We start from the raw sequence: 18,675 nt of genomic DNA on the forward strand, positions 1-18,675 counted from the left end.
TCTGATGTATATATCAACCCGTTTTAGAATCGTGATTCACCTCTGCGCTTTTTTAGTGGTGCTCTACAGCCTGACCATGATCCCTCCCATGGTGCTGGCATTAATTGAGAAAGATCGCAGCCTGTTTGGTTTTTTTTATACGTTTATCATCACCTTTTCCCTTGGCGGGATAGGCTGGGCTGTTACCGGGCGCACAAACATTCAGCTTGAAACGCGCGATGGATTTATCATCATCGTCTTGTTTTGGCTGCTCTTTTCGCTTATCAGTGCGATGCCGCTCTGGCTTGATGATAGCTACAATGTGTCACTTGCCGATGCCATATTTGAAGGCGTTTCGGGCATTACGACCACCGGAGCCTCGGTTTTTAACGACGTCTCGGGCCTGCCAAAATCGATTCTCTATTACCGCGCACAGCTTAATTTTGTTGGCGGGTTAGGCGTTATCGTACTGGCCGTCGCGGTGCTCCCTCTGCTGGGCATTGGGGGGATGAAACTGTATCAATCTGAAATGCCGGGGCCATTTAAAGAAGAACGCCTCACCCCACGCCTTGCCGATACCGCGAAAAGCCTGTGGCTGACTTACTTGCTACTGGGTGCCGCCTGTACGCTTGCGTTCTGGCTGGCGGGCATGCCTTTCTTTGATTCGATTTGCCACGGCCTTTCTACCGTTTCACTTGGCGGGTTTTCGACCCGTACAGAGAGCATTGGCTTTTACGACAGCTACGCGATTGAACTGGTGGCGGGAGGGTTTTCGTTACTCTCGGCGATCAACTTCACGCTCTATTTTGTGGCTCTGTCACGCCGCAGTTTTAAACCGTTCCTCAAGAGTGCAGAACTGCGATTCTTCCTGTTGGTCGCAAGCATAGTCATTCTGATTATCACCCTCGAAGTCTGGCGCGCAGGAATGTACTCCCTGCCCGCGTCGTTTGTGCACGCCTTTTTCCTCACCAGTTCGATGATCACCGACAATGGCCTGGCGACGGCTGATTACGCCTCCTGGCCGGTACACACCATCGTTTTGCTGTTATCGGCCAGTTTTTTTGGCGGCTGCGTGGGGTCAACCTGCGGGGGTATTAAAGCGCTCCGTTTCCTGGTGTTATTTAAGCAAAGCCGCCATGAAGTGCATCAACTGGCGCATCCGCGCGCCATTATGAGTATTCGTGTTGGCAACTCGCCGGTTAACGACCGGGTATTGCGCTCGGTGTGGAGCTTCTTCTTCCTCTACGTCGTTTGCACCTGCTTTTTTATCTGGATGCTCAATCTACAGGGATATGACCTCTTAACCTCTTTCGCCACCGTCGCGGCATGTATCAACAATATGGGGCTGGGATTTGGGGAAACGGCCGCAGGATTTGGCACGCTGAGCGATAGCGCAAAATACTTGATGTGCGCAGCCATGCTATTGGGGCGACTGGAGATTTATCCGGTGTTGATTCTGTTATCAAGAACGTTCTGGCGCAGTTAACTGCCTGACGATAATCCTGCCCTTTTTACCGGGCAGGATACTTCCCTTTACACGCTAAGTTCACCCCAAACCAAATTGCCTTTATGGAAGGTGGCAGTGCGTGGCGAGATACGCGCGACGGCTTCGGCAGAACACGAAGCGTCCACCAGCACAAAGCTCGCTTCATCTTGCGCTTTTGGCCACACGCGTTCGCCTTTGTCGTTAAGCGGCAGCACATTGCCGGTGGCAATCGCCAGCGATCGGGAAAGATTCTCTTCACTCACGCGCATATAAAGCTGCGCATACAGGTTAGCTTTCTCCAGCATGTCGCCCAAACCATACGGCGACCAGTGGTCGATAACGCTGTCGGTGCCGGTCATCACAAACACACCCTTTTCTTGCAACTGCTTGAGCGGCATGTGCATTGTGCCAATCGGCACCGTCGATGCGATGGTGATGTGTTGCGCGGCCATACGCGTAGCAATAGCGTCCACTTCTTTTTCGTTCATCATTGCCAGTGCAAAAGCGTGGCTGATGGTCAGCTTGCCCTTCAGCTCCGGGGTTTTCTCAACGGTTTCAACCATATAATTCACCGCCGCGATGCCCGCAGGGCTGGTTTCATGCAGGTGAATATCCACGCCTTTTTTGTAGTCGATAGCAATCTGGAACATCGTATCTAACGATTTTTCCATCGCGCCGTCGACGTTAGTCGGGTCAAGCCCGCCGACGTAGTGAGCGCCCGCTTGCATCGCGTCACGCATCAACGCCACCGAGTTTGAATGCAGCAAACCATGTTGTGGGAACGCCACAATTTCACAGCTAAAACCGGCTTTGCGGCGTTCTAACACGGCTTGCAGGTTTTCCAGATTTTTCAGCCCGGAAACCGGCTCAACGTTGCAATGGCTGCGGGCAATGGTTGAGCCTTTCGACTGAATCAAATCAATCAGTTTTTCTGCACGTTCCTGGGTGACCGGTTGCAGTTCCGGTAACAGTTTTTGCTCAAGGGCAATCATATCCAGGATGGTGGTGCCTGCCGGACGCGAATGCACACGCCACGGCCCACCGTAAAACGTTTTATCCAGATGGATGTGCATGTCACGCATCGCGGGGAGCAGCAGTTTGCCCGACGCGTCATAGTGCGGCAGCGTGGCGTCTGGATGCTGTTTATTTGCGAGCAATGCCGCAATAACGCCGTCTTTAATTTCGAGCGTTTTCAGTTCGGTTTCCGTTCCCACGACATTCTGCCCGTCGCGCACAAACCCTGCTTCCAGCAGAACGTTGTCGAGGTAATAATGCGATTCTTTAATGGCACTCATGCGGTTATCGGTCTCACAAACGGTGGCTGCGGGTTTTGCAGCATACGCCATTGAACCGGTGGCACCAAAAAGTGCGCAGGCCGCAGCCACTTTTGTCCCACCGCTTAAAAACTCGCGACGGCTTTTTTCTGCATTATTCATCGATTTCTCCCGCTATTAAGCATTAACGATATGAGTCCCGGTTTCGCCACGCAGTGCGGCGGGTAATTTTTCCGGTGTAGTGATAATGACGCGCTTGCCGCCATTACGCAGGAACGCAAGGCTGGCAGTGATTTTCGGCAGCATGCTTCCCGGCGGGAAATGCCCCTGCGCGCTAAATTGTGCCATTTGCTCGACCGTCACTTCGTCGAGGGCTCGCTGTTCTGGCTTGCCAAAGTGAATACACACTTTCTCAACGCCGGTGGTGATAACCAAAATGTCCGCCTTCACTTCGCGGGCCAGCAGCGCGGTCGAGAGATCTTTATCGATAACCGCATCCACGCTCTGGTAATCGCCCTCCGTGGTGCGAATCACGGGAATACCTCCGCCGCCCGCGCCAATCACCACAAAACCTTGTTTGATAAGCGCACCAATGGCATCGGCTTCAACGATGCGTTGAGGTTCCGGTGAAGCCACCACCCGGCGGTATCCGCGCCCGGAGTCTTCGACAAACTGCCAGTCAGGGTGCACGGCTTTCAGCGCGTCACACTGCTGTTCGCTAAAGAACGCGCCAATCGGTTTAGTGGGATGGGCAAAGTTCGGATCGTTGGGGTCCACTTCCACTTGCGTAATCACGGTGACCGCTTTTTTATCGCCCTGTTTTCCCAGGCGATTATTGAGCGCTTGTTGAATCAAATAACCGATGCCACCCTGGGTATCCGCCACGCAGTTTGCCAGCGGTGTGAGCGGCAGCCCTTCTTTTTCGTGGGCGATTTCCGCACGACGCAAATCCAGCCCTACTTGCGGGCCATTGCCGTGTGTCAGCACGATGTCGTAATCCGATGAGAGCATTTCCAGCACTGTCTGAGCGACTTCTTTTACTGCGATTTGTTGATGTTCAACCGACTGGCTGGCGTTGTCTTTGATGATGCTATTGCCACCGATGGCGACGACGACGAGTTGTTTCATGTGTTTTCCTTGTAGGGTTGGTCGCCCTCACCCCGGCCCTCTCCCCCAGGAGAGGGGGAAACCTGGACAATCCCCTCTCCCTGGGGAGAGGGTTAGGGTGAGGGGAAAATTTAGCTATCTGAAACCGCAGTCACCGAAGTCGCCGCCGCTTCACGTCGGTCCAACACATGCTTCACCACAAACATTGCGCCCATCATCAAATACGCAGTGACGAACATCAGCGAACTGCCCTGCGCAATGCCAACCATCGGCGCGTGAATCACGCCAAACAGGGCCAGCAACGCACCGACTGCCGCCGCAATCGCGCCGCGTAACGGTTTGTTGATGATGGCGAAGATAGCCACGCAGCCCCACAACATACTGGCCAGCGGCGCGCCGTTACCCAAATGCACCAACCCTTGATAAAACACGCCTTTGTGAGCCAGCGCTTCCGGGCCGATTTTCGCCGCCGACGTTCCTGCGGCTGCCATCACGCTATTCACCATGGTCAACGCCCAGTTGGCTATCCACGGGAACAGGCAGATAAAGATAACCGGCACCTCTATTTTCGGCGTTTCACGCACCACCTGGTTGGCGGTGACCACGCCGATAAACACCAGAATCGGCACAATCGCAGTCATCGGAATAATGGCGAGCATGAACGCACCCAGCCCGAACAACGGCACGATAAACATGGTCACACCCGACGCCAGCGTATAACCGATACTTGCGCCCATCGCTTTCCAGCCTGCGTGACCGACATACACCGTGACCGGGAACGGGTTCCCCATCAGGCAACCGAGCGTTGACGCCAGCCCGTTGGTCAGCATGACTTTACGCGTGTTGTATTCATCCCCTGCGGCGTGAGCACTTTCGATGTTTTCCAGGTCGAAAATGTAGTTCGCCAGGCCCAACGGCACCGCGGATGCGAGGTAAGGCAGCGCATGTGGCAGGCCTTGCAGGAAGCTATCAACATGAATCGATGGCGGGTTAAACCCGAACGATGACATTGACGCTTTGATGGCTTCCGGACTTTGCAGACCTGAAATCCAGGCCAGCGCAGTACCGGCAACCAGCAGCAGCAAACCGGTCGGAATGCGGGCAAAAATAGGCTTTTTGCCAAACCAGTTAATGAAGATAAGCAACAGCACGATGAATGAAACCGTTGGCGCTTCGAAAGCCTGTAACATCGGGTTCATGGCTAACAACAGCAGCCCTAAACCAGACAGGCACGACAGCAACACGGTGCGGGGGATCATCTTGCGGATGGTTTCGCCAAGGAACGAACCGCCCACCAGAATCATCGCTTCAACAAAGCACCACACCAGGCCAATTTGAATCGCAAACTCGGCATCGCCCGTTTGCTGATAAACCGGCATCAGCACCAAAAATGTCACGGTAAAAATCGAAGGCGCGCTGGGTCCGGATGGCAGCGCGGTAACGTCTTTTCGCCCTGTCTCCTTTGCCAGTTGCAAACCAAACCATGCGTAGCACACGCTTGCGACCAGTACCGCCAGCCCGAAGGCTGGCGCAATACGTCCATAAACAATTTCAGTCGGAATACCCACAACGAAAATGAGCAATCCCATCATGGTCAGCAAGTTGGTCAGGTTGTTCGTCATTAACCCGAAATACGCTGCCCAGTCACCACGTTTCCACTCCAGCTTGATGCTATTCATTGCTGTTTCCCTCAGAAAGAGTAACGCCCGCTAAAGGCGAGCAGAGCCTTCTCAAAACATTCAAACGGCGGATGCACAATCCCGGCTCCAATCATGCCAATACCCGCATCTTTGTGGGCAATGGCCGTGTTGATAACCGGCAAAATGCCGCTGTCGCCCACGCGAGTAATATCAATGGCAGTCGGGACTCCCATAAACGACAGCAATGGAATGGTGATATTTGGGTTTTCGCCGAGGGTTATCTCGCGCATCTGGCGCGAAAAATCGATGGCTTCGTCCACGGTGCCGCCCACCAGTGCAACAATCGCCGGGGCCGTCGCCATGGCAAAACCGCCAATGCCGTAGGTTTCGGTTATCGCGCTGTCGCCAATATCCAGGCCGGAATCTTCAGGCTTGTAACCGGCAAACATCGGGCCGATCACCTGCTGCGCCGGGCCGGTAAACCAGTGACCAGGCAACCCGCTCACGCGCAGACCGAACTCCACGCCGTTACGCGCCATGGTGGTGACGACGGTGCTGTACTCGATGCCGTGCGCCGCGTCCATCGCCGCTTTACACATTGCCATCCACGTCGGGCCAGAGAAGTAGTCGCTGCTGGCGACAAAATCGAACACCTCTTTTTGCTGCGCCACGGTGAAGTCGGTCTGGATAATCCACGGCGTCAGCGCCTGAATCAGCAGCGTCGTACCTGCGTTGTTGCGGTTGTGGCACTCGTCACCCATATGCAGCGCTTGCGCCAGCATCAGACGTAAATCGATTTCACCTGCGAGCTTCATCGCATCGCGTAACATCGGGCCCAGCACGTCGCGCATCCAGATAAGACGGTCAATCACGCTCTGGTCGTTGGCACCCATGCGCAGGATCTTCGCCATCTGCTCGCTAAGGTTGGTGTAAGCGCGGTTGCCGTAGGTTTTGTTCTCGACGATGTGCATAAACATCGAAGCGGAAGTCACGCCCGCCATCGAGCCTACGCAGTCGTGTTCGTGGCAAGGCGAGAAGATAATTTCGCCCGATGCGGCAAGCTCTGCGGCGTCTTCCAGGTTTGCGGCCAGCCCTTCAAAGACTAACGCGCCAGTGACCGCGCCTTTCATCGCGCCGCACATTTTTTCCCAGGCAACCGGAGGCCCGGCGTGCAAAATCGTATTGCGGGTCATGCCCGGCACCACGTTGATCGCCTGGTCATAGCCAATCAGCACAGGATGGGACTGGATGATGCGCTCAACGGCTAGCTTGTTGGCCGCCGCTACTTTTTCCGCAAGTGCAGGTCCGGCAATGGCATCCAATGACTTAACCACGTCTAAATTGCCCTGCCCCGGCGGCGTCCAGTCCAGCTGAGTCACGGGGATGTTCTGCTTTTTCAAATCGTCACTAAACATCGCAATACCGACGTTAATCACGTTCAGCGGTTGGTTGAACAAACTCATTGTGCATTCTCCTTGCAGACAAACTCACGCGCCAGCAGACCGGTGTTGGTGCTGCTACTTGCCCAAATCACGCCAGCATCCGTCAGCATCTGGCACTGCTGGGCAAGCGAAGGGGTGTCCAAATCTGTGCCCAGGACGTAACCCAAAATCTCCAGGTGACGCCCATCGCGTGCAGCAATGGCTTTCGCTTCTTTGATGGCATCAAGCATCACGCCGACAGGATCTTCATGCGAGCCGTAACCCAGCACGAAATCCATCGCAATCACGCCGACTTCCGGGTCACGCGCTTCTTGCAGCAAGCGGCTGATGCGGTTGGTTGGGTCAATCATCGGGTGCGGTTTGCCGTTGGTGAAATCGTCGTCACCAAAATCGAGGAAGGTGTGGGCAATGCTGACGTTGACGTCTTTGAGGCGATATTCCGGGTTTGGCTGGATATTGCTGTAAACGTCCGGGTATTTTTCCAGTGCGGCAAACATCGCTTCGTCGCACAGCGTACCGCCGCAGAACAGCGCACGAATGTACTTCTGTTCAGGCTTCAGACGGGAACGAACTTCTTCAATAAGCGGCCAGTTAAGCGGGTGGAGATCCAGCGATTCCTTTTTAATGCCTGTGAGCAACACGGCTTTTAGCGCGGCTTCTTTAGTGGCACGGGCAAACTGTAAACCCGGTTCATCTGCGCGAGTCTCTTTTGTCCCGAGGAAGCAGACAACAACTGGCTTGCGGCAATCCTGCGCACGTTGCAGCACTTTACGCGCGACGCTTTCAGCAGGCGGTTTTGAGACCAGCACAATCACTTCGGTTTGCGCGTCATCTTCCAGCATCTGAATCGCATCGAGCATCATGATGCCGCCGATTTTTTCGCTTAAATCACGTCCGCCGGTGCCGATGAGCTGAGAAACACCCCCGCCAAACTCGTGAATACGCACGCTGAGTTCCTGGCTGCCGGTTCCCGACGCGCCCACGATACCGATAGATCCGCGACGCACCGCATTGCCAAAGCACAACGCCGCGCCATTGATAATCGCGGTGCCGCAATCTGGCCCCATCATCAGCAAGCCTTTGCTGTGCGCGAGTTGTTTAAGTGCCAGTTCATCTTCAAGGGAGACGTTGTCGGAAAACAGCATCACGTTGAGATCATTTTCCAGCGCCTGGCGCGCTTCGCGGGCAGCAAATGCGCCGTTAACAGAAATCACTGCGAGGTTGCTTTCAGGCACGTTGTTGCTTGCGCTGGTCAGTGTTGCGTATCGAGCTTCGTGGCGCGAACCACCGTTGTCTTTTCGCGTGAACAACCCTTCGATGGCCTCAAGTGTGGCCTCGTTTGCTGCGTCGCTGGCACCTTTGATAACGATCATTAGGTCGCCATTGTTGGCCTGTTCGAGCTCATCGTTTAACAAGCCGAGGTTTTTCAGCACGCCTTTGTTCATCTCGGTGGCCATTGCCACAAACGCCTGTTCAACCCCTTCCAGCTGGTTAGCTTTGGTTGAGATGGACATCAGTGAGACAGAATCAAAATAGGTATTCTTTTTAATCACAATCCTGGTTGACATGATTTCCTCCGTCATATCGGGTCAACGCGAAGGCATCTGCCATGCCGCAAAGCATGTCACAACCTGAACTTGACCCTATTTTTTTAATTTCATTAATTAACTGCTGAATATTTTGTTGTTCGCCGTTCAGTGCGTGATAAATAAAATCATGGATACTTTCACGAAAGCGTTGATCAATAGCTTCCCGTAGCGTAATGGCACTGAGAAGCGTGGTTTTATTCCTGGCGCACGCTAATACAGAAGTAAATAACGAGCGATATTTATTGGCCGGATGCCCATTAATAAATAGCACCGCACTTAATCCTGAAAGATAATCATCGCCCGTAGGTGTCAGCCCAATGCCTAATCCCAACAACGCGGTCATTTCATTTTCAATAGCAAAACAATTCTCTTCCCGTAGCGCTAAAATAAGTTTCGCCCGGTGTAATTGCAGCAAGCGACTCATTTCCTGATAAAAAATATTATCGCTCTGAAAATAAAATAATGACGAACTCTGTATCACACTGGCCAGGGTGATTTGCGCCAGACTTTGCCAGTCAATTTCTTGTCTACGTTGTGGGCTCAAATAAAGTGCATCAGGTTGCCAGCGTGTAGCGCGTGATAAATCAATGCGTTTATCGTTGCCAATATCAATGCCGTTATTGTGAAAACTCACCCGTTCACCGGGCCGGAATAGGTCCTGACAATGCTCAAGTGCTACACGGCAGCTGTTCGGTGCGTTATCACAATCGGTGCTCAGCAAGGTGAAAATCTGTTGCCTGTCAGGGAGGTGGATATTCACCGCCCTTGAAAACACCTGCTCAACATAACCGTTTGTAAAAGATGAATTTAAAAACGCACTATCTGCCGTTATAGCCAGGAAGCACTGCCGCTCAATCGTGCCTGCGATAGTGCATCTCCTGTGTTTTACGCGCCGGCGTTTACCAGCAATTCAGCAATCTCGTGATAGCCTTTATCCCGCGCAAGCGTCAGCGGAGATTTGCCGTATTTGTCAGTCATGTGCGGATTCGCACCATGGTCCAGCAGCAGTTTGACGATCTCTTGCTGCTTAGGGCCGCCGTCATTAAGCACGATGGCTTCCAGCAGTGGCGTCCAGCCAACAAAGTTTGTGTGATTGACGTTTATTTCCGTGCGCGTCACTAATTCACGCACAATTTCGACGTGGCCTTTTTCGCTGGCTGGGGTAATTCCAACACCACCAAAACGAGATAATACATTCAGGTCAGGATTTGCCGGCAATATCAGTCGTAATAATGTGAGGTCGTTATTCAGGCAGCTCAGCAGGAATGGATTGAAGCAAGTTTCATCTTGTTTATTAATATCAGCACCGGCTGCGATTAAATACTCGATGCAATCATATTTTTTGTGCAAACTGGCGAGTGTAATTGCGGTGCGTCCCTGGCGATTAGTGGCATTAATATCCACGCCATCGTTGAGGCATTGTTTGAGGTTTTCCAACTGCCCGAGCTGTGCTGCATTTAGAAATTCTGCAATGAGTTCTTTCTGAGACATGTCCATACTCCCCTGCTTAGATATATATCTGATGAATCCCAATGAACTGAGAATAGCAACACTCTGGCATTATTAACATCCGCTTAAAAATCATTCATCGTTAATGGCAGCATTGTTGAATAGAATTCAACAGTGTGAGTAAAATGTGCTTCAGCGCAATGTTTTACCTATGACAAAACCGTTTTCACCGCACTTTAGTACCGACTGCCCATGACGCCTCAAGCCCTTGTCGATAGCGGGGAAAACAGGATTCAAGAAGTGTGATACTCTTCAAATCAGTTGTAACGGCAGTGTTAAATACGGTTCAAGACTGGACCGTGGATCATAAGGAATACAAATACATTCAACAATTCGTTTGCCCAGGGAAATCGCGTTATGAACTCTATTTTCACCGAAGAAAACCTCCAGGCTTTTACCACGACTGCCCGTTACGCCAGTTTCAGCAAAGCCGCCGTGGAGCTGGGTGTCACCACGTCTGCCGTCAGCTACACCATCAAGCGAATTGAGACTTACCTCGATGTGGTGCTGTTTGTGCGCAACACGCGCAGCATCGAATTAACCGAGTCAGGCTACTATTTCTATCGCAAGGCGACTGAATTGCTTAACGATTTCCATGCCATCAAACGCGGCGTCGATACCATCTCGCAGGGAATTGAAGTGAAGGTGCGCATTTGCATCAATCAGTTGCTCTATACCCCGCGCCACACCGCAAAACTGCTGCAAATTCTCAAGAAACAGTTTCCCACTTGCCTGATTACGATTACCACTGAGGTTTACAACGGCGTGTGGGACGCGATTATTAATAATCAGGCGAATATTGCGATTGGCGCGCCGGATACGCTGCTCGACGGCGGCGGCATCGACTACACCGAAATCGGTGCGATTCGCTGGGAATTTGCCATCGCCCCGACCCACCCGCTGGCGTTTATGCCGGAGCCTATTTCTGAAAGCCAGTTGCGCCTGTATCCCAATATCATGGTGGAAGACACCGCGCTGACGCTCAATAAAAAAGTGGGCTGGTTACTGCACGGCCAGGAAGCGATTCTGGTGCCGGACTTTAACACCAAATGCCAGTGCCAGATTTTGGGAGAAGGGGTAGGTTTTTTGCCTGATTACATGGTTCGTGAAGCGCAAGAAAGCGGTCTGCTGGTCACGCGCCAGATAAACAACCCGCGCCAGCATTCACGCATGTTGCTGGCAACCCAACACGCCGCCACCGGGCAGGTCACCCAGTGGATTAAAAAGCAGTTTGCGGCGGGCGGATTACTGGCCGAGATTTATGGAGATTTGCTGCATCGGGAGTAGCGATGCTGGCACGGGCATTCACATTTACTGGGCGCTAACGTATTCGCGCAGTAAAGCCTGCCACGCCTGCGCATCGCCAAGGTACTGCCCGACCGGAAGGACATGGAGCTGGCCTTGCGCATCTTCCAGCACGAAAGTGGGGAACCCTGGCCCCTGAACTTTTGCCAGTAGCGCACGGCTCTGGGCGATATGGTCAGCAAGCGTAGTCGCCTCAATTAACGCCATTTCCTGCATAAACTCACCCACAGGGAATCCGGCCTCTTGTGCTAACCCTTCCAGCACCGGCCTATCCGCTACACGTTTACCCTGTTGATAATGCGCAACCTGAACCAGGTGCAGCATCTCCAGCCCTCGCCCGGCGAGCTTTTCAGCGGCGAGGATTGCACAGGTCGGCGGTGCTGAGTCCATAATCGCGGTGGTATCCAGCAACAGACCGTTGATATACGCCTCGCCAAACGGCTGCCCGGTCATGGCGGCAATCCTCGCATCATGTTCAATCACATGACCGCGCCATTGCGCATCGATTTTGCGACGGTGGCTGCCCACCATCATGCCGCCACCATGCAGGGCGATGGCAAGGCCAGGAACCGCCTGGGCGGCATCCACTAACGGTGCGGCACCGTAGCACCAACCACAAAGCGGATCGAAAATGTAATGCAGGGTCGTTGTGCTCATGATTTACCTCGTATTATTGCGGCCATTTCATTTCGTTTTTCAGCACCTTCGCACTGAGTTCCAGGCTCGATTCATCTTTCAGATTTGGGTACTGTTTTTTCATCATCGCAATCAGTTCTGCCGAATCTTTTGCCTTGGGTAAAGCCACTTCCAGCGCGGTGAGGTAGTTTTGCGTGAAGGTAACAGACTCCAGCGTTTGCGGCGCACCCGGTAAGAAATGCCCCGGCACCACGACTTTCGGCTTCAGCGCTTTAATGCTTTCCAACGTTTGCAGCCAGGCGGCGCGAGATTTCACGGTTTGCGTATCCGCGACCCATAAATGAATATTGTTGCCAGAAACGGGCACTCCACCGACCACTGCTTTTAACGCAGGAACCCAGACGAAGGTACGATCCGCCGTGTTGCCTTTCACTTCAATCTGATGCCCATCAACGGTGAAACGGTTGCCCGACAAAGGCTGCGGGACGATAATCGTCTGCGGCGCATTGTCTTTCAGAATCGGTCCCCAGTACGCCAGTTTGCCCTCTTTTGAAGACTCGATCGCGTTGATAGTTTCCGGTGTCGCAACAATTTTAGCGTCAGGGAACGCGGCATGAATTTTATCGAGCCCAAAGTAGAAATCAGGGTCTGAATGGCTGATATAAACCGTGGTCAATGTTTTGCCGGTGGCTTTAATTTTCTTCACCAGTTGCTCGGCATCGTTACCCTGGAACTGAGCATCGATCAGCACTACTTCATGTTCGCCGCTAATAATTTCGGAAGAGACCGGGAAAACGCTTTTTTCGCCGGGATTATAGACGTCCATCTTCAATGGGCTGGCGGCATTCGCCCAGGTGCTGACGCCAATAAGAGCCAGTGCCAGTAATGATTTTTGATGTTTAAACATGGTCGATGTCCTGATTGGTCATAAATAATGGGCACATCTTACGTTGCACAAATCGAGACAAAAACCCGATAATAAGCAACTATTCATTGCGTAAATCGGACGAATCATGGATCGCCTCACGGCAGCAAACGTCTTTATCACCATCGTCGAACGAGGCAGCATGATTGCCGCCGCTGAACAGCTTGAGATGTCGCGCGCTATGGTCACGCGTTATCTGGCGCAAATGGAAGAGTGGGCGGGCGCCCGGCTTTTGCATCGCACCACACGCAAGTTGAGCCTGACGGACGCGGGCGAACGTACGCTGGTGCTCTCACGCAAAATGCTCGACGTTGCCAACGACATAGACAGGGTTGAAGACCCGCAAAGCGACGAAATTAGCGGCTTATTACGCATCACCTGCTCGCAATCGCTGGGACAAACCGCGTTGGTGGGCGCTGTGACTCAGTTCCTGAAACAACACCCGTTAGTGACGGTTGATTTGCAGATGAACAACCGTACGGTGAACCTGGTGGAAGAGCGCATCGATCTGGCGCTACGTATCACCAATGAACTCGACCCCAATCTGATTGCCCGCCCGCTTTCAATATGCCAATCCGTTGTTTGCGCCTCACCGGACTATCTGGCCGCGCACGGCACGCCGCAACACCCCGAAGATCTCGCCAGTCATAATTGCCTGACCTATTCGTGGTTTGGCAAAAGCCTGTGGTATTTCGAGCACGACGGTGAACAATCAAGCGTCGCCGTCAGTGGCAATCTTAGCGCCAACGAATCCGTGGTGTTACTGGCCGGGACATTACAAGCCGCCGGTATCTCAATGCAGCCGTATTATTCAGCCGCCCCGCTGCTGGCAACCGGCGAACTGGTTGAGTTATTACCCGACTACCAGCCACAGCAAATGGAGATTTACGGCATCTATACCTCCCGCAAACAGATGCCTGCGGCGCTACGTGCAATGCTGGATTTCCTGGTGGCATGGTTTGCCTCAGATGAGCAGTGGCTGAAGATGATGCGTTAGCGCTGTGTCGTGTTACTCAGCCAACACATATCCCTGCATCAATAGTGGTTATTAAACGCGCATCTCGTCTACCTCTTAAGGAGTGTTTCGCTACTCAATGTTTATTGGCTTGATTTTGCTCAATAACCCACCGGCAACTGTTGGTATTTTCGCGGCCATTCATACGTCATAACAGTGAGGTTACGATGGACGTCAGTCGCAGAAAATTCTTCAAAATCTGTGCCGGCGGTATGGCAGGAACAACAGCCGCAGTTCTGGGTTTTGCACCCAAAGCGGCTCTCGCGGAGGTGCGCAATTACAAGCTTATGCGCGCGAAGGAAACCCGCAATACCTGTACGTACTGCTCCGTAGGATGTGGATTGTTGATGTATAGCCTGGGCGATGGCGCGAAAAACGCTAAATCCAGCATTTTCCATATTGAAGGTGACCCGGATCACCCGGTGAACCGTGGGGCGTTATGCCCCAAAGGCGCAGGCCTGCTGGATTACATCCACAGTGAAACCCGCCTGCTTTACCCGGAATATCGCGCACCAGGTTCCGATAAATGGCAGCGCATCAGTTGGGATGACGCGTTTTCACGTATCGCCCGCCTGATGAAAAACGACCGCGATGCCAACTTCGTTGAGAAGAATGAGCAAGATGTCACGGTCAACCGCTGGCTCTCCACCGGCATGCTGTGCGCCTCTGCGGCCAGTAATGAAACCGGGATGCTGACGCAAAAATTTGTGCGCTCACTCGGCATGTTAGCGGTAGATAACCAGGCGCGCGTCTGACACGGACCAACGGTAGCAAGTCTTGCTCCAACATTTGGTCGCGGTGCGATGACCAACCACTGGGTTGATATCAAAAACGCCAACGTTGTGATGGTGATGGGCGGCAACGCCGCTGAAGCGCATCCAGTGGGTTTCCGCTGGGCGATGGAAGCCAAAAACAACAACGACGCCACGCTGATTGTGGTCGATCCGCGCTTTACCCGCACCGCTTCGGTTGCGGATATTTATGCGCCGATTCGCTCCGGCACCGACATTACTTTCCTGTCGGGCGTGCTGCTGTACCTGATTTCCAATAACAAAATCAACGCCGAGTACGTCAAAAGCTACACCAACGCCAGCCTGCTGGTGCGCGATGATTTTAGCTTTGATGACGGGCTGTTTAGCGGCTACGACGAAGCCAAACGCCAGTACGACAAAACGAGCTGGAACTATCAGTTTGACGAAAATGGCTATGCGAAACGCGACGATACGCTGACCGATCCGCGCTGCGTGTGGAACCTGCTCAAAGAGCACGTCTCGCGCTATACGCCGGAAATGGTCGAACACATCTGCGGCACGCCGCAGGCAGATTTCCTGAAAGTGTGTGAAGTGCTGGCCTCCACCAGTGCGGCTGACCGCACCACCACCTTCCTGTATGCGCTGGGCTGGACGCAACACACTGTGGGCGCGCAGAACATCCGTACCATGGCGATGATCCAGTTGCTGCTTGGCAATATGGGCATGGCGGGCGGCGGTGTAAACGCCCTGCGCGGGCACTCCAACATTCAGGGTTTGACCGATATCGGCCTGCTTTCCACCAGCCTGCCGGGTTACCTGACGCTGCCGTCTGAGAAGCAAACGAGCCTTGAAACCTATCTTGCCGCCAACACGCCAAAAGCCACACTGCCGGGCCAGGTGAACTACTGGAGCAACTATCCAAAGTTCTTCGTCAGCCTGATGAAATCGTTCTATGGCGATGATGCGCAAAAAGAGAACAACTGGGGCTTTGACTGGCTGCCGAAGTGGGATCAGTCCTACGACGTGCTCAAGTACTTCGACATGATGGACCGCAACAAAGTCACGGGATACATCTGCCAGGGCTTTAACCCGGTAGCGTCGTTCCCGGACAAAAACAAAATTGTCGCCAGCCTTAGCAAGCTGAAATATCTGGTGATTATCGATCCGTTAGTGACCGAAACCTCCAACTTCTGGCAGAACCACGGCGAGATGAACGACGTGAACCCGGCGGCGATCCAGACCGAAGTGTTCCGTTTGCCATCGACCTGTTTTGCCGAAGAAGACGGTTCGATTGCCAACTCCGGGCGCTGGTTGCAGTGGCACTGGAAAGGCGCGGACGCACCAGGCGAAGCCCGCACCGACGGTGAAATTCTGGCGGGCGTTTATCACCGGATGCGCGAGCTGTATCGCACTGAAGGCGGTAAAGGTGCAGAACCGCTGCTGAAAATGAGCTGGCATTACGACATGCCGGACCATCCAGAATCCGAAGAAGTCGCTAAAGAGAGCAACGGCTATGCGCTGGAAGATCTCTACGACCCAACGGGCGCGCTGCTGGTGAAAAAAGGCCAGTTGCTGGACTCTTTCGCACAGTTGCGTGACGACGGTTCGACCGCATCCGCCTGCTGGATTTACACCGGGAGCTGGACGTCGAAAGGCAACCAGATGGCGAACCGCGACAACGCCGACCCATCAGGCCTTGGCAACACGCTGGGCTGGGCATGGGCGTGGCCGATGAACCGCCGCATTATCTACAACCGCGCGTCAGCCGATCCACAAGGCAAACCGTGGGACCCGAAACGGATGCTGATCAAATGGAACGGGGCGAAATGGGTCGGCAACGACATTCCAGACTTTGCCGTGACGATTCCACCAGGCAGCGAAGCCGGGCCGTTTATCATGCAGCCAGAAGGTTTAGGCCGCCTGTTTGCCATCGACAAAATGGCGGAAGGGCCATTCCCGGAACACTACGAGCCGTTTGAAACGCCGCTCGGCACTAACCCGCTGCACCCGAACGTGGTGTCGAACCCGGCGGCTCGCCTGTACGAAGCCGATGCTAAACGCATGGGCAAACGCAACGAGTTCCCGTATGTCGGCACCACGTACCGTTTGACCGAGCATTTCCATACCTGGACCAAGCACTCGCGGCTTAACGCCATCGTGCAACCGGAACAGTTTGTGGAAATCAGCGAGAAGCTGGCGAAAACGAAAGGCATTGCCAACGGCGACCACGTGAAAGTCAGCAGCAAACGCGGCTTTATTCGTGCGGTGGCGGTGGTGACGCAGCGTTTGCAAACGCTGAACGCGGGCGGACAGGAAGTGGAAACCATCGGTATTCCGCTGCACTGGGGCTTTGAAGGCACAGCGCGTAAAGGCTATCTCGCCAATACGCTCACGCCGTCAGTCGGTGACGCCAACTCGCAGACGCCAGAGTACAAGGCGTTTCTGGTCAACATTGAGAAGGCGTAAGGAGCGAACTCATGTCCATGCAATCTCAGGATATTATCAAGCGTTCGGCTACTAACGCGATTACGCCGCCGCCGCAGGCTCGTGACTTCAAGGAAGAAGTCGCCAAGCTGATTGACGTCTCAAGCTGTATTGGCTGCAAAGCCTGCCAGGTCGCCTGTTCGGAGTGGAATGACATCCGCGATGAAGTCGGTCATTGCGTCGGGGTTTACGATAACCCCGCCGATTTGAGCGCCAAATCCTGGACGTTAATGCGCTTTAGCGAAACCATGCAAAACGGCAAGCTGGAGTGGCTTATCCGCAAGGATGGCTGCATGCACTGTGAAGATCCGGGCTGCCTGAAGGCCTGCCCGTCTGCCGGTGCCATCATCCAGTACGCTAACGGTATCGTCGATTTTCAGTCGGAACATTGTATTGGCTGCGGTTATTGCATCGCCGGTTGCCCGTTCAATATTCCGCGCCTGAATAAAGACGATAACCGCGTCTACAAATGCACGTTATGCGTCGATCGCGTGAGCGTGGGCCAGGAACCGGCCTGCGTGAAAACCTGCCCGACGGGTGCCATTCATTTTGGCACCAAAAAGGAGATGCTCGACGTGGCCGACGAGCGTGTGGCGAAGCTGCAAAAGCGCGGTTATCCGCACGCGGGAGTCTACAACCCGCAGGGCGTGGGCGGCACTCACGTCATGTACGTGCTGCATCACGCTGACCAGCCGGAGCTGTATCACAATCTGCCAAAAGACCCGCAAATCGACCTGCCGGTTAACCTGTGGAAAGGGATCCTCAAACCGTTATCGGCGGCCGGTTTTATCGCCACCTTTGCCGGGCTGATTTTCCATTACATTGGCATCGGGCCGAACGAAGAGGTGGATGAAGACGAGGAGGAACATCATGATTAAGCAGAGCAAATCGATTGTCAGGACCAAGTTTATCGACCGTGCCTGCCACTGGACGGTGGTGATCTGCTTCTTCCTGGTGGCGCTTTCTGGCATCGCGTTGTTCTTCCCGACGCTGCAATGGTTGACGCAAACCTTCGGTACGCCGCAAATGGGGCGCATTCTGCACCCGTTTTTTGGCGTGCTGATTTTTGTGGCGCTGATGTTTATGTTTGCGCGTTTCGTGCATCACAATATCCCGGAAAAGCAGGACTGGCCGTGGATTAAAAATATTGTCGAAGTGCTGAAAGGCAACGAGCATAAAGTCGCGGATGTCGGCAAATATAACGCCGGCCAGAAGATGATGTTCTGGACCATCATGAGCATGATTTTCGTGCTGCTGGTGACCGGCGTGATTATCTGGCGGCCTTATTTTGCCGATTTCTTCCCGATGAAAGTGGTGCGCTACAGCCTGCTGATTCACGCAACCGTCGCCATTATTCTGATCCACGCCATTCTGATTCATATGTATATGGCGTTCTGGGTGAAAGGCTCGATTAAAGGGATGATCGTCGGCAAAGTGAGCCGCCGCTGGGCGCAGAAACACCATCCGCGTTGGTATCGCGCTATTCTTGCCAAAGAAGCGAAGAAAGAGAGCACCGAAGGGTTGTAATTGTT

The 18,675-nt window shown here is 53.6% G+C and carries 15 protein-coding genes; 6 read left to right on the forward strand and 9 right to left on the reverse strand.

All coding sequences use genetic code 11. From position 1 onward, the window contains the following. The first annotated feature begins 4 nt into the window (after positions 1 to 4). Positions 5 to 1,465: a TrkH family potassium uptake protein gene (locus RHD99_RS18190; protein ID WP_309875719.1), complete on the forward strand. Its 1,461-nt coding sequence runs from the start codon at positions 5 to 7 to the stop codon at positions 1,463 to 1,465. Between the two features lie 47 nt (positions 1,466 to 1,512). On the opposite strand, the gene RHD99_RS18195 is transcribed toward RHD99_RS18190, so the two are convergent. The 7 genes from RHD99_RS18195 to RHD99_RS18225 all read right to left on the reverse strand — a co-directional run bounded on the left by RHD99_RS18195 (position 1,513) and on the right by RHD99_RS18225 (position 10,008). Beyond that, on the reverse strand, positions 1,513 to 2,901 hold the full coding sequence (locus RHD99_RS18195) for an amidohydrolase family protein (protein ID WP_309875721.1): 1,389 nt from the start codon (positions 2,899 to 2,901) through the stop codon (positions 1,513 to 1,515). 15 nt (positions 2,902 to 2,916) lie between these two features. Beyond that, positions 2,917 to 3,867 carry a carbamate kinase family protein gene (locus tag RHD99_RS18200; protein WP_309875723.1) on the reverse strand — a complete coding sequence of 317 codons (951 nt, stop codon included), beginning with the start codon at positions 3,865 to 3,867 and terminating at the stop codon, positions 2,917 to 2,919. Between the two features lie 110 nt (positions 3,868 to 3,977). After that, positions 3,978 to 5,525 (reverse strand): xanthine permease, encoded by a 1,548-nt coding sequence (locus tag RHD99_RS18205; protein ID WP_309875724.1) that lies wholly within the window; start codon positions 5,523 to 5,525, stop codon positions 3,978 to 3,980. 11 nt (positions 5,526 to 5,536) lie between these two features. After that, positions 5,537 to 6,949, reverse strand: a complete 1,413-nt coding sequence (locus tag RHD99_RS18210; RefSeq protein WP_309875725.1) for a YlbE family protein — start codon at positions 6,947 to 6,949, stop codon at positions 5,537 to 5,539. Beyond that, positions 6,946 to 8,496, reverse strand: coding sequence for an acyl-CoA synthetase FdrA (gene fdrA, locus RHD99_RS18215; RefSeq protein WP_309875727.1), 1,551 nt, complete (start codon positions 8,494 to 8,496; stop codon positions 6,946 to 6,948). The genes RHD99_RS18210 and fdrA overlap by 4 nt, the downstream gene beginning before the upstream one ends. Continuing rightward, complete coding sequence (locus tag RHD99_RS18220; RefSeq protein WP_510183659.1) at positions 8,474 to 9,292, reverse strand: oxamate carbamoyltransferase subunit AllH family protein; 819 nt, start codon at positions 9,290 to 9,292, stop codon at positions 8,474 to 8,476. Before RHD99_RS18220 ends, fdrA begins: the two co-directional genes overlap by 23 nt. Before the next feature lie 110 nt (positions 9,293 to 9,402). Further along, complete coding sequence (locus RHD99_RS18225) at positions 9,403 to 10,008, reverse strand: ankyrin repeat domain-containing protein (protein WP_183271207.1); 606 nt, start codon at positions 10,006 to 10,008, stop codon at positions 9,403 to 9,405. Between the two features lie 375 nt (positions 10,009 to 10,383). On the opposite strand from RHD99_RS18225, the gene RHD99_RS18230 reads away from it, so the two are divergent. After that, positions 10,384 to 11,313 carry a LysR substrate-binding domain-containing protein gene (locus RHD99_RS18230; RefSeq protein ID WP_183271208.1) on the forward strand — a complete coding sequence of 310 codons (930 nt, stop codon included), beginning with the start codon at positions 10,384 to 10,386 and terminating at the stop codon, positions 11,311 to 11,313. Positions 11,314 to 11,337: 24 nt separating this feature from the next. Here the strand turns inward: RHD99_RS18230 and RHD99_RS18235 are convergent, their stop codons facing one another. Together RHD99_RS18235 and RHD99_RS18240 are read right to left on the reverse strand one after the other, a co-directional pair. Further along, positions 11,338 to 11,988: a DsbA family protein gene (locus RHD99_RS18235; RefSeq protein WP_309875731.1), complete on the reverse strand. Its 651-nt coding sequence runs from the start codon at positions 11,986 to 11,988 to the stop codon at positions 11,338 to 11,340. 13 nt (positions 11,989 to 12,001) lie between these two features. Beyond that, positions 12,002 to 12,874: an MBL fold metallo-hydrolase gene (locus RHD99_RS18240; RefSeq protein ID WP_309875732.1), complete on the reverse strand. Its 873-nt coding sequence runs from the start codon at positions 12,872 to 12,874 to the stop codon at positions 12,002 to 12,004. A gap of 106 nt (positions 12,875 to 12,980) precedes the next feature. Here RHD99_RS18240 and RHD99_RS18245 point away from each other — a divergent pair, with 106 nt between their 5' ends. The 4 genes from RHD99_RS18245 (at position 12,981) to fdnI (ending at position 18,670) form a co-directional block, all read left to right on the forward strand. Beyond that, on the forward strand, positions 12,981 to 13,889 hold the full coding sequence (locus RHD99_RS18245) for a LysR family transcriptional regulator (RefSeq protein ID WP_309875733.1): 909 nt from the start codon (positions 12,981 to 12,983) through the stop codon (positions 13,887 to 13,889). A 185-nt stretch (positions 13,890 to 14,074) separates the two neighbouring features. After that, complete coding sequence (gene fdnG, locus RHD99_RS18250; protein ID WP_309875734.1) at positions 14,075 to 17,125, forward strand: formate dehydrogenase-N subunit alpha; 3,051 nt, start codon at positions 14,075 to 14,077, stop codon at positions 17,123 to 17,125. A gap of 11 nt (positions 17,126 to 17,136) precedes the next feature. After that, the gene (gene fdxH, locus RHD99_RS18255; protein ID WP_309875735.1) at positions 17,137 to 18,021 is read left to right on the forward strand and encodes a formate dehydrogenase subunit beta; all 885 of its coding nucleotides are present in this window, start codon (positions 17,137 to 17,139) and stop codon (positions 18,019 to 18,021) included. Beyond that, positions 18,017 to 18,670, forward strand: a complete 654-nt coding sequence (gene fdnI / locus RHD99_RS18260; RefSeq protein ID WP_183271442.1) for a formate dehydrogenase-N subunit gamma — start codon at positions 18,017 to 18,019, stop codon at positions 18,668 to 18,670. Before fdxH ends, fdnI begins: the two co-directional genes overlap by 5 nt. The last annotated feature ends 5 nt before the right edge of the window (positions 18,671 to 18,675 follow it).

It is taken from the genome of Buttiauxella selenatireducens (assembly GCF_031432975.1).
In the GTDB taxonomy this organism is placed as follows: Bacteria; Pseudomonadota; Gammaproteobacteria; order Enterobacterales; family Enterobacteriaceae; genus Buttiauxella; species Buttiauxella selenatireducens.

What these genes read in the sequence shown, in the direction of transcription:
- RHD99_RS18190 (WP_309875719.1), top strand. Translation starts at nt 5, where the DNA reads ATGTATATATCAACCCGTTTTAGAATCGTGATTCACCTCTGCGCTTTT.
- RHD99_RS18195 (WP_309875721.1), bottom strand. Translation starts at nt 2,901, where the DNA reads ATGAATAATGCAGAAAAAAGCCGTCGCGAGTTTTTAAGCGGTGGGACA.
- RHD99_RS18200 (WP_309875723.1), bottom strand. Translation starts at nt 3,867, where the DNA reads ATGAAACAACTCGTCGTCGTCGCCATCGGTGGCAATAGCATCATCAAA.
- RHD99_RS18205 (WP_309875724.1), bottom strand. Translation starts at nt 5,525, where the DNA reads ATGAATAGCATCAAGCTGGAGTGGAAACGTGGTGACTGGGCAGCGTAT.
- RHD99_RS18210 (WP_309875725.1), bottom strand. Translation starts at nt 6,949, where the DNA reads ATGAGTTTGTTCAACCAACCGCTGAACGTGATTAACGTCGGTATTGCG.
- fdrA (WP_309875727.1), bottom strand. Translation starts at nt 8,496, where the DNA reads ATGTCAACCAGGATTGTGATTAAAAAGAATACCTATTTTGATTCTGTC.
- RHD99_RS18225 (WP_183271207.1), bottom strand. Translation starts at nt 10,008, where the DNA reads ATGTCTCAGAAAGAACTCATTGCAGAATTTCTAAATGCAGCACAGCTC.
- RHD99_RS18230 (WP_183271208.1), top strand. Translation starts at nt 10,384, where the DNA reads ATGAACTCTATTTTCACCGAAGAAAACCTCCAGGCTTTTACCACGACT.
- RHD99_RS18235 (WP_309875731.1), bottom strand. Translation starts at nt 11,988, where the DNA reads ATGAGCACAACGACCCTGCATTACATTTTCGATCCGCTTTGTGGTTGG.
- RHD99_RS18240 (WP_309875732.1), bottom strand. Translation starts at nt 12,874, where the DNA reads ATGTTTAAACATCAAAAATCATTACTGGCACTGGCTCTTATTGGCGTC.
- RHD99_RS18245 (WP_309875733.1), top strand. Translation starts at nt 12,981, where the DNA reads ATGGATCGCCTCACGGCAGCAAACGTCTTTATCACCATCGTCGAACGA.
- fdxH (WP_309875735.1), top strand. Translation starts at nt 17,137, where the DNA reads ATGTCCATGCAATCTCAGGATATTATCAAGCGTTCGGCTACTAACGCG.